Consider the following 9898-nt stretch of genomic DNA (forward strand, 5'->3'; position numbering starts at 1 on the left):
GCCCGGCCGGGGCTCAGTCCTCGGCGGAGGGCTCGGCCGACTCCTTCGCGGCGGCCGCCTTCTTGGCGGTCTTCGCCGTCTTGGCGGCCTTCGCGGCCCCGGTCGGCTTGGCGGTCTTGGCGGCCTTGGTGCCGGCGGCCGTCTGGGCCATGCCGGGGAGGAAGTCGTCGAACAGCTCGTGCAGCTCGCGCACCAGCGGGCGCAGGACCCGGAACCGGGCCAGGACGATCCCGCGGGTGGTGAGCGAGGCCCCCTTGACCGCCATCTTGCGGGTCTTCTCGCTGTTCTCGGACCGGTCGAAGACCCAGTAGAGCACCAGGCCCATCTGGGACAGCCACATCAGCTCGGGGAGGATGTCCGCGAGTTCGGCGGGCACCTTGGTCTTGGCCCCGGCGAGCACCTCGCGGTGCATGGCGATCGCCTGGTTGCGGGCCGGCTCGGACTCTGCCGAGAACGGGCTCAGCGGGCTCTCCGGGTCCGCCGCGTTCTTGAAGAACTGGGCGGCGAACTCGTGGTACGGGGCCGCGATGTCCAGCCAGGCGGTCAGCACCCCGGCCAGCCGGGTCTGGAGGTCCGTCTCCGTGTCCAGGATCGGCCGCACGGCCCGCTGGTGCTCGGCGCCGATCCGGTCGTAGAACCCCTGGACCAGGTGTTCCTTCGACTCGAAGTAGTAGTAGGCGTTGCCCACGGAGACCCCGGCCTCCTTGGCGATGGCCCGCATCGTCGTCTTGTCGAAGCCGCGCTCCTGGAACAGGCGCAGCGCGGTTTCGAGGATGAGGGTGCGGGTCTGCTCGCTCTTGGCCGCCTTGGCGTCGGCCGCCGTGGTGTCGGTGGCCTGCGGATCCGGGGACTTCGTGTCTGTCACGGTGTCCGAGCCTATCCGGGCAGGCCGGGCGCCGGACACGCACCGTCGGTGCACTCCGGTCCGGAGCGGGTGGCCTCGCGGTACTTCGACGCCGCGAGCATGGCGGCCCGGGCGAAGGGCCGGCCGGCCGGGGTGGCCAGCCAGTGGGCCTTGGGCCGGTGCTCGGCCAGTGCCCACAGGCAGACGATGAAGGCGTCGGTGCCGGTGTACACCTGCCCGCGGTCGCCGATGACGGTGATCTCGCGCAGGGTGGCCTCGTGGTCGAGCGCCGGGTAGCGCCGGCGCGCCTCGAAGGACCCGGCCGGGACCAGCGACAGCGGTACGAGCCACCGCTGGCCCAGCAGCCACGCCCGGATGTGCACGCAGAGCGGGCAGTGGGCGTCGTAGAGGACGGTCAGCCGCCGGACGGGCTGCACGGTCAGGCTCCGGCCGGAGTGGTCCACCCCTGCGGGCCGACGGGCGGGGTGTTGTCGCGCTCCATGACCCCGCGGCGGCGGATCTTGTTCAGGACGTAGACGTTCGCCAGGTGCATGAACCCGAGTACCAGCAGCACCACGCCGAGCTTCACCGACAGGGCCTCGAAGAGCCCGCGGGCCTCGCGTACGGTCTCCGCGGCTCGCAGGTACAGCGTCACGAACCCGAGGTTGACCAGGTAGAAGCCGACCACCAGCAGGTGGTTGACGGCGTCCGCGAGCTTTTCGTTGCCCTGCAGGACGTCCGAGATGAAGATCCGCCCGTTCCGGCTGAGCGTACGCGCCACCCAGATGGTGAGCCCGACGCTGATGAGCAGGTAGATGACGTACGCGACCACGGTGAGGTCCATGCCCCCCGCCTCCTTGAACACGTTCAAAAGGCTGACGTGCTTCACTGTAGGCCTTGATTTGAACGCGTTCAACCCCACACTTGAACGCGTTCAGTCGAGACCCGAGGAGGAAGGCGCCGGAGCGGGCTCCGCGCCGAAGGCGGCCTTGGCGATCTTCCTGAGGTACGGCTCCTCGGGGAAGGCGGGCCGCGGCTCGCCCGGCTTCGGCGCGGGCGTGAACCCGGTGGGTATGAGCGAGTAGACCAGCACCCGACCGGCCTCGCGGGGGGCGAACAGGCCGCTGACGTACTGCCCGTAGGAGCCGGTCTTGCCCCAGACCTCGGAGCCGTCGGTCAGCCGGAACCGCTGCACCCCGGCCCGGCTGAACCCGCGCTCCGCGTGTGCGGGCATCTCGAAGAGGACCCGCTGCTGGGCGGGCGGCAGGAGCCGGCCGCGCAGCAGGGCGGACAGGAAGCGCTCCAGCTCGGGAGCGGTGGAGATCATGCCGCCCTCGGCCCAGGCCCACGGGTCCACCGGGGTCGGCGCGGCCAGCGAAGGCGCCGGTATGGAGGTGTCCCCGGCCGCCGGCACGTAGGTGTGCCGCAGGCCGAGCGGGCGGGCGATCCGCCGCTGCACCTCCCCGGCGAACGGCCGCCCGGTGATCTTCTCGACGGCCAGGCCGAGCACGAAGTAGTTCACGCCGTTGTAGACCTGGACGATCTGCTCCCTCGGAGCCGGGTCCACCCCGCACTCCGCCACGTTCCGCACCAGTTCCTCGGCCGTGTAGGGCCGGTTGCGCTCCAGGCAGCGGGGGAACGGCAGTCCGCTGGTGTGGCTGAGGAGCTGCTCGATGGTGATCGGCGCCCAGTGCGCCGGGAAGGTGCCGGGCAGCACCTCCTGAACCGGGGTGTCCAGGCTCACCTTCCCCTCGGCGACCAGCTGGAGCACCACCGTCGAGGTGAACAGCTTGGTGATGCTGCCGATACGGAAGGAGGCCTGCGGATCCGCGGACAGCGGCCCCGCGGTACCCCGCCAGCGGCCCTCCCGCCCGCCCACCCGGGCCATCGCCCCCGCGATCACCTCGTCGGGAAGCCCGGCCAGCGAGGCCCGCAGCGCGTCCCGGTCTATCGACGGCCGCGCGGCGGCCGTCACGGTCCCGGTCACCGCAGGACCGCCGGGCGCGGCCGCCGCGGCCGGCACGGCACCCGCGGCCAGCGCAACGAGCGCCGCCCCCGAGGCGGCGAGGGTGGTCCAACGGGCCTTGTGGGCAGTGGAGTTCGTCATGGCACGATCCTGCCCGCCCCAAGATCCCCTCCCCATCGGGGACACCCCCGACCCCACCCTGATCCCCCACCTAGGGCGACCGTGCGAACAACCCCGAGTCCCGATCCCCGCCCCCCATCGCCGACTCCCGCCTCCGACCCCATCCCCCGTCCCCGGGCCCCCGGGCCCCGGGCCCCCGGGCCCCGGGCCCCACGCCCCCACGGCAAAGGCCCCGCCCCCGGCAGCAGCCGGGAGCGGGGCCTTCGCGTCGAGGCGGACCGGGAGGGTCAGAAGCGGCGCGTGATCAGCGCACGCTTGACTTCCTGGATCGCCTTCGTGACCTCGATGCCACGCGGGCACGCGTCGGTGCAGTTGAACGTGGTGCGGCAGCGCCACACGCCGTCCTTGTCGTTCAGGATCTCCAGGCGCTGCTCGCCCGCCTCGTCACGCGAGTCGAAGATGAAGCGGTGCGCGTTGACGATCGCCGCCGGGCCGAAGTACTGGCCGTCGTTCCAGAACACCGGGCACGAGGACGTGCACGCGGCGCACAGGATGCACTTGGTGGTGTCGTCGAAGCGCTCGCGGTCCTCGGCGGACTGCAGGCGCTCGCGCGTCGGCTCGTTGCCCTTGGTGACCAGGAACGGCATGACGTCGCGGTACGCCTGGAAGAAGGGCTCCATGTCGACCACGAGGTCCTTCATCACCGTCAGGCCCTTGATGGCCTCGATGGTGATGGGCTTCTCCGGGTTGATGTCCTTGATCAGCGTCTTGCAGGCGAGCCTGTTCTTGCCGTTGATCCGCATCGCGTCGGAGCCGCAGATGCCGTGCGCGCACGACCGGCGGAAGGTCAGCGTGCCGTCGAGGTCCCACTTGATCTTGTGGAGACCGTCGAGCACGCGCTCCTTCGGGTCGATCTCGATCTGGAAGTCCTGCCACTCCGCCTGGTCCGAGACCTCGGGGTTGAAGCGGCGGATCCGGAAGGTGACCGTGATGTTGTGCGAGGCCGTGGCCTCGGACTCCACCTTGTCGAGGGTCGGGGTAGCCATCAGTACTTACGCTCCATCGGCTGGTAGCGGGTCTGGACGACGGGCTTGTAGTCGAGCCGCACGGAGTCCGTGCCGTCGTCGCCGACCTCGCGGTACGCCATGGTGTGGCGCATGAAGTTGACGTCGTCGCGGTTCGGGTAGTCCTCGCGGTAGTGACCGCCGCGGGACTCCTTGCGCGCCAGGGCGGACACGGCCATGACCTCGGCCAGGTCGAGCAGGTTGCCCAGCTCGATGGCTTCCAGCAGGTCGGTGTTGAACCGCTTGCCCTTGTCCTGGATCGCGACGTTCTTGTACCGCGCGCGCAGCTCCGCGATCTTCTCGACCGCGGTCTTGATCGTCTGCTCGGTGCGGAACACCATCACGTTGGCGTCCATCGTCTCCTGCAGCTCCAGGCGCAGGTCCGCGACCCGCTCGCTGCCGGTGGAGTTGCGCAGCCGCTCGACCTGCTCGACGACGAAGGCGGCCGGGTCCTCCGGCAGCTCGACGAAGTCGTTCTCGGCCGCGTAGCGCGCCGCCGCGATGCCCGAGCGCTTGCCGAAGACGTTGATGTCCAGCAGCGAGTTGGTGCCGAGGCGGTTGGCGCCGTGCACGGAGACGCACGCGACCTCGCCGGCCGCGTACAGGCCCGGGACGACGGTGGTGTTGTCCGACAGGACCTCACCCTCGACGTTGGTCGGGATGCCGCCCATGGCGTAGTGCGCGGTGGGCTGGATCGGGATCGGGTCCGTGTAGGGCTCGATGCCGAGGTAGGTGCGCGCGAACTCCGTGATGTCCGGGAGCTTGGCGTCGAGCTGCTCCGGCGGGAGGTGCGTCAGGTCCAGGTACACGTGGTCCCCGGCCGGGCCGCAGCCGCGGCCTTCGCGGATCTCCGTGTAGATGGAGCGGGAGACGACGTCACGGGACGCGAGGTCCTTCATGACCGGCGCGTACTTCTCCATGAAGCGCTCGCCGTCCTTGTTGCGGAGGATGCCGCCCTCACCGCGGGCGCCCTCCGTCAGAAGGATGCCCATGCGCCAGATGCCCGTCGGGTGGAACTGGAAGAACTCCATGTCCTCCAGCGGCAGGCCGCGGCGGTAGCAGGCCGCCTGGCCGTCACCCGTGAGGGTGTGCGCGTTGGAGGTCACCTTGAAGAACTTGCCGGTGCCGCCGGAGGCGTAGATCACGGACTTCGCCTGGAAGACGTGGATCTCGCCGGTGGCCAGCTCGTACGCCACGACGCCCGCGGAGTGCTTGACCCCGTCGACCTCGGTGATGAGCTGGTCCAGGACGTAGAACTCGTTGAAGAACTCCACGCCCTCCTTGACGCAGTTCTGGTACAGCGTCTGGAGGATCATGTGACCGGTGCGGTCCGCGGCGTAGCAGGACCGGCGGACCGGGGCCTCGCCGTGGGCGCGCGAGTGGCCGCCGAAGCGGCGCTGGTCGATGGTGCCGTCCGGGGTGCGGTTGAACGGCAGACCCATCTTCTCCAGGTCGAGGACGGCGTCGATGGCCTCCTTCGCCAGGATCTCGGCGGCGTCCTGGTCGACCAGGTAGTCACCGCCCTTGACCGTGTCGAAGGTGTGCCACTCCCAGTTGTCCTCTTCCACGTTCGCCAGCGCGGCGGCCATGCCGCCCTGCGCGGCGCCCGTGTGGGAGCGGGTCGGGTACAGCTTGGTCAGCACGGCGGTGCGGCTGCGCTTCGTCGCCTCGATGGCGGCGCGCATGCCGGCGCCACCGGCGCCGACGATGACGGTGTCGTACTTGTGGATCTTCATAGTCGGTTGCCTCAGCCCGTGCCTAGCGGATGTTCGGGTCGAAGGTGAAGATCACCAGCGTGCCCAGAAGGATGGTGAACACCGTGGCGGTGTAGAGCAGGCCCTTCAGCCACAGCCGCGTGTTGGCGCGCTCCGCGTAGTCGTTGATGACGGTGCGCAGGCCGTTGGCGCCGTGCAGCATCGCGAGCCACAGCATCAGCAGGTCCCAGACCTGCCAGAACGGGGAGGCCCAGCGGCCGGCCACGAAGGCGAAGCCGATCTTGCTGACGCCGCCGTCCAGCACGAGCTGGATGACCAGGTGGCCGATGACCAGCACGACCAGGACGATGCCCGAGAGGCGCATGAACAGCCAGGCGGCCATCTCGAAGTTGCCGCGCGTGGCGCGGGGCGTCTTCGAGGTGCGCTTGCGCGGGGCCTCGATGTACGGGGCCGGGTGGTCGACGTCGTACAGGCTCACGCCCTCGACGTCGCCGATCGAAGAAGAGGTGTCAGTCGACATGCGCGTCACTTCCCGAACAGTTCAGAAGCTGCGTGGCCGAGCACGGGGTACAGGGCCCCGGCCATCAGCACGACCCAGACGCCCACGACGGTCCAGAGCATCTGCTTCTGGTAGCGGGGGCCCTTGGACCAGAAGTCCACGGCGATGACGCGAAGACCGTTGAGCGCGTGGAAGAGGATGGCGGCCACGAGGCCGTACTCCAGCAGCGCGACGATCGGAGTCTTGTAGGTAGCCACGACGTCGTCGTACGCCTCGGGGGAGACGCGGACGAGAGCGGTGTCGAGGACGTGTACGAACAGGAAGAAGAAAATGAGGACGCCGGTGACTCGGTGAGCCACCCAACTCCACATTCCTTCCCGGCCGCGGTACAGCGTTCCAGCCGGCACGGAAAACCCTCCGGAAGCGAGGCGAGGGCCGCCGGCTTCGTTGTCGGTCGGGCCCGGCCGGGTACGGTCCACCGGCCCCCGACATCGTAGCGACGACTTGTCGGTTCCTTCGCGCGGGGTCAGCCGGTGTGATCAAACAGGCACGGACGGGCTATCGGCAAGGTGGAAATCGGCCCAATCCAGGTGTTCCGCGCCCACTCCGTCGACGAGTGCGAGGAGCCGCCCGCGCGCCAGCCGCCGCAGTTCGTCGGCGGCCACCGCGCGCTCCTCTTCCCGGTCGTACGCCATCCGGCGCCGGATTCCGGCCAGCACCTGGGCGGGATGCTCCTCGACGGGGAACTCGTCGAGGCAGATGACGAAGGGGTGCCCGAACTTCCGCTCGTACTCCGCATGGGCCGCGCCGAGCGCCAGGTGGGCGGCGTACGGCGCGCCGTGGTGCAGCTCGGCCGAGGACTCGTCGGCCAGCGCCTCGGCGAGGTCGGCGGGGGAGAGGTCGTAGCCCGCCTCGTCGGCGGCGGCGAGCAGCGCCTCCAGATCCGGGTACGGTCGGTGGGCGGCCACCCGGTGCGCCCAGTAGCGGCTGCCGCAGCAGTGCAGCAGGGCCTCCTGGAGTGCCTCGGCGGCAGCGGCGTTGAAACGGGCCAGCCCGGAGCTGCCGCGGAGCTGGGCCGGGAGGTGGCTGGACAGCAGGGGGCTCCTCGGGGCGGGGCACGACAGGGGTTTCCGCAACGCTATCGAGGGCCGGCCGGTGCCGTCGTACGGATACGCGGATTTCACTCTTACGAGGAGGGGGAGCAGGGTGTGAACCTGCTGAACGTCCCATAGAGGGGTCCGGAGCGACAGCCGAGGCCGCCACCCCCCACAGGAGAGGCCCCGGCCGTCGTCCGTTACGGGCTCGTGCGACAAGCCCGTATATGTGTCAGCGCCGCGGGTGCGTTTTCTGTCACACCCCGCTTCGCGTACGAATGGTTGCTGGTTGTACAACTCGTGGACGAGAGGTGCTTGAAAGTCGTAACGTGCTGATTTGCGCAGGACGTACAGGACAGTGAACGGGTTGGGGACTTTGCTGGGGGACGACGCGGAGCTGACCGCCGCGGTGCTCGCGGCGCAGGGCGGCGACGAGAGCGCCTTCAGAACTGTGTACCGCTCGGTGCACCCGCGCCTGCTCGGATACGTACGCACGCTCGTGGGCGACACCGAGGCCGAGGACGTCACGTCCGAGGCCTGGCTGCAGATCGCCCGCGACCTCGACTCGTTCAGCGGCGACGCCGACCGCTTCCGCGGCTGGGCCGCCCGGATCGCCCGCAACCGGGCGCTCGACCACGTCCGCATGCGCGGCCGCAGGCCGGCCGTCGGGGGCGACGAGACGGAACTCACAGGCCGCCCGGCGGACTCCGACACGGCCGGCGAGGCCATGGAGGCCCTCGCCACCGGCCGCACCATGGCGCTCATCGCCCGACTGCCCCAGGACCAGGCCGAAGCCGTCGTGCTGCGCGTGGTCGTCGGCCTCGACGCGAAGAGCGCGGCCGAGACCCTCGGCAAGCGGCCCGGAGCCGTCCGCACGGCCGCGCACCGCGGACTCAAGCGGCTCGCCGAAATGCTCGGCAGCGAGTTCGGGGATAATGCGGAAGGCCCTGGCGCCCTCGGTGATCCCCGGGGTTGCGGAGACCAGGGAGACAGCCGGGACCTGGACGCCGTACCGGCGCCACGCGCACACCGCGACGGTCGCGTGCAGCGCACGGGTGTGACGCAATCGCGTTGGCGTACGCAGAAGGACATGTGATGGCCGACGATCGCTACGAGTGGCTTGACGGAGCCGCAGCGGAAAAACTGCTGCGCGGTGAACCCGTCGACCCGGTTGCGCCCGGCGAAGGTCGTCATGCGCAGGACATTCACCGGCCGGGCTCCGAAGGTCCCGACCCCGTGCGCGCAGAGCGGATGCGCGGCGAGGCCGTGCGCCTCGCGGACGCGCTCGGCTCCCTCGTGCCCGCCCGCCCGGCCGCCGGTTCCGGCGAGCTGCCCGGCGAGGCCGCGGCCCTCGCCGCCTTCCGCGCCGCGCACGCCGGGGCGTCCGGTCGGGCGCCGCACCCTGCCGAGGAAGACCTGCTGACCGTCCGGCTGGGCGTGCCCGAGCCGGCCGTCGTCGTGCCGCTGCGCGGCCGGGTCCGGCGTCCCGTGCGGCTCGGACTCGCGGCCGCCGTGGCCGCGCTCACCATCGGCGGGGTGGCCGCGGCGGCCACCAGCGGGCTCATCCCGGATCCGCGCAGCGTCGCGGGCCCGGCCCCGTCCGTGTCGGTGACCACCGGCCCCAGCCCGCAGCCCACCGGTGCCGGCAGCAGCGGGGCCCCCATCTCCGAGGACCAGCCCCGGCGGCTGCGCGTCGAGGACGACCCGTCGGCCTCGGCCTCCGCCTCGGCGGCCGGCACCGAGGGCACCGGGCCGAGCCCGGACGGGGGGAAGACCCCCGACGACCCCCGCGAGACGGCCGGGGGCGGCGAGGGCGGCGGGACCGGCGCCACCGAGACCCCGGCACAGCTCGCCGCCTTCTGCCGCAACCTGCGCGCGGGCAAGCTCGAAGCCCAGCACCGGCTCAAGCTGGAGCGCGCGGCCAAGGGCTCGAAGATCGAGAAGTACTGCGACGGGCTGATCGGCAAGAGCAGCACCGGCGGCGGCGCGGGCGGCTCCGGCGGCTCCGGCGGGTCGAACGGCTCCGGCGGCGGCTCGGCCGGCGGCAGCGACGGCGGGGAGAGGCCCGGCGGCGGGACCGCCACTCCGCCGGGCGGCACCACCCCCGGCGACCACGGCGTCGTGCTGCCCACCCTGGGCTTCGGCCGCCCGGCGGCCTGACCGCACCTCAGCACCCGCCTGGTGCACGCACCTGGTGCGCGCACCGGTACACGCGCGCCGGGGCCGGTCCGGGGTCGGTCTCGAAGGCCGTCGGCGCCCGTCCGGGGCCGGGTCCGGGGCCGGGTCCGGGGCCGGCCGCGTACGTCGTCCACCCGCTCGCGGGCCGTCCGCCGGACGGCCCGCGACCCGTTTCCGGACCCTGCACGGATGCCGCGGCGAAACGGTTCACCGCACGTGCGCGCAGGGCTGTAACACTTTTCGAGCGTGTGGCGCAGTACTGAGTGAGCCGACTGGTCATCGGCCGCGCATGAGCCGGGGTTCCCCCCGTACCCCGTGGCTCTGCGCACCTGGCGGGGGGGGGGGGGGGGTCCCCCCCCCCCCCCCCCCCCCCCCCCTTTCCTACCCCGCGTTGCGGGGGGGAGGGGGGGGGAAGGGG

Annotated in this window: 11 protein-coding genes; 2 read left to right on the forward strand and 9 right to left on the reverse strand. The window is 71.4% G+C overall.

The window, feature by feature from the left end; genetic code table 11:
* Positions 1-13 precede the first annotated feature (13 nt).
* The 9 genes from ACZ407_RS08200 to ACZ407_RS08240 form a co-directional block, all read right to left on the reverse strand.
* A complete protein-coding gene (locus ACZ407_RS08200) occupies positions 14-865 on the reverse strand; it encodes a TetR/AcrR family transcriptional regulator (RefSeq protein WP_468126463.1) in 852 nt (283 codons plus the stop codon).
* Between the two features lie 11 nt (positions 866-876).
* Positions 877-1281 carry a thiol-disulfide oxidoreductase DCC family protein gene (locus ACZ407_RS08205; RefSeq protein ID WP_468126465.1) on the reverse strand — a complete coding sequence of 135 codons (405 nt, stop codon included), beginning with the start codon at positions 1279-1281 and terminating at the stop codon, positions 877-879.
* Positions 1282-1283: 2 nt separating this feature from the next.
* On the reverse strand, positions 1284-1688 hold the full coding sequence (locus ACZ407_RS08210; RefSeq protein ID WP_468126467.1) for a hypothetical protein: 405 nt from the start codon (positions 1686-1688) through the stop codon (positions 1284-1286).
* A 90-nt stretch (positions 1689-1778) separates the two neighbouring features.
* A complete protein-coding gene (locus ACZ407_RS08215) occupies positions 1779-2951 on the reverse strand; it encodes a serine hydrolase domain-containing protein (protein ID WP_468126468.1) in 1173 nt (390 codons plus the stop codon).
* A 266-nt stretch (positions 2952-3217) separates the two neighbouring features.
* Positions 3218-3976, reverse strand: coding sequence for a succinate dehydrogenase iron-sulfur subunit (locus tag ACZ407_RS08220; RefSeq protein WP_468126470.1), 759 nt, complete (start codon positions 3974-3976; stop codon positions 3218-3220).
* On the reverse strand, positions 3976-5730 hold the full coding sequence (gene sdhA, locus ACZ407_RS08225; protein ID WP_468126471.1) for a succinate dehydrogenase flavoprotein subunit: 1755 nt from the start codon (positions 5728-5730) through the stop codon (positions 3976-3978). The genes ACZ407_RS08220 and sdhA overlap by 1 nt, the downstream gene beginning before the upstream one ends.
* A 22-nt stretch (positions 5731-5752) precedes the next feature.
* Complete coding sequence (locus ACZ407_RS08230) at positions 5753-6229, reverse strand: succinate dehydrogenase hydrophobic membrane anchor subunit (protein WP_468126473.1); 477 nt, start codon at positions 6227-6229, stop codon at positions 5753-5755.
* Positions 6230-6234: 5 nt separating this feature from the next.
* Positions 6235-6615, reverse strand: a complete 381-nt coding sequence (sdhC, locus tag ACZ407_RS08235) for a succinate dehydrogenase, cytochrome b556 subunit (protein ID WP_468126475.1) — start codon at positions 6613-6615, stop codon at positions 6235-6237.
* Between the two features lie 132 nt (positions 6616-6747).
* Positions 6748-7302 (reverse strand): 2-oxo-4-hydroxy-4-carboxy-5-ureidoimidazoline decarboxylase, encoded by a 555-nt coding sequence (locus ACZ407_RS08240; protein WP_468126582.1) that lies wholly within the window; start codon positions 7300-7302, stop codon positions 6748-6750.
* A 376-nt stretch (positions 7303-7678) separates the two neighbouring features.
* Here ACZ407_RS08240 and ACZ407_RS08245 point away from each other — a divergent pair, with 376 nt between their 5' ends.
* Together ACZ407_RS08245 and ACZ407_RS08250 are read left to right on the forward strand one after the other, a co-directional pair.
* Positions 7679-8398 (forward strand): RNA polymerase sigma factor, encoded by a 720-nt coding sequence (locus ACZ407_RS08245; RefSeq protein WP_468126583.1) that lies wholly within the window; start codon positions 7679-7681, stop codon positions 8396-8398.
* Positions 8399-8538: 140 nt separating this feature from the next.
* On the forward strand, positions 8539-9462 hold the full coding sequence (locus ACZ407_RS08250; protein ID WP_468126477.1) for a hypothetical protein: 924 nt from the start codon (positions 8539-8541) through the stop codon (positions 9460-9462).
* Positions 9463-9898 lie beyond the last annotated feature (436 nt).

The sequence above is a fragment of the Streptomyces sp. NPDC030809 genome (assembly GCF_055572195.1).